At 46.4% G+C, this 360-nt stretch carries 1 protein-coding gene; it reads right to left on the bottom strand.

What is annotated here, in order from left to right; all coding sequences use genetic code 11:
• Positions 1-25 precede the first annotated feature (25 nt).
• Positions 26-360: transposase (locus H6A20_RS13205; protein WP_204907546.1), on the bottom strand; the 335-nt coding region annotated here is incomplete at its 5' end.

Below are 360 nucleotides of genomic sequence, written 5' to 3'. Positions count from 1 at the left end.
CGCCTGTTTTAACCTGGATATGGATTTAATCTGGCAGCCGTCCTTCATACATAATGCTCAACTCACCATAGACCTGGCCCCAGTTCCGGATGGTAGTTGTCCATTTTTTGGTGGCTTCAAAGGTGGCCAGATACAGGGCTTTCAGTAGTGCTGTATCGCTCGGGAAAACGCTTCTCTGCTGGTTGAGTCTCCGATAGGTGGAATTTAATGATTCTATGGCATTGGTCGTATATATGACCTTCCGCACATCCGTTGAAAATTTGAAAATCGGAGAAATCGCATCCCAGTTATCTTTCCAGCGTTTCATGGAGTTCGGATATTTAGGCGTCCATTTCTCTGTTACCCGGTCAAGTGCGTCCA

Source organism: Mordavella massiliensis, assembly GCF_016901695.1.
GTDB lineage: Bacteria > Bacillota > Clostridia > Lachnospirales > Lachnospiraceae > Claveliimonas > Claveliimonas massiliensis_A.
Note: the sequence above shows the minus strand (reverse complement) of the source record. Positions and strands in the feature narration are given on the sequence as shown.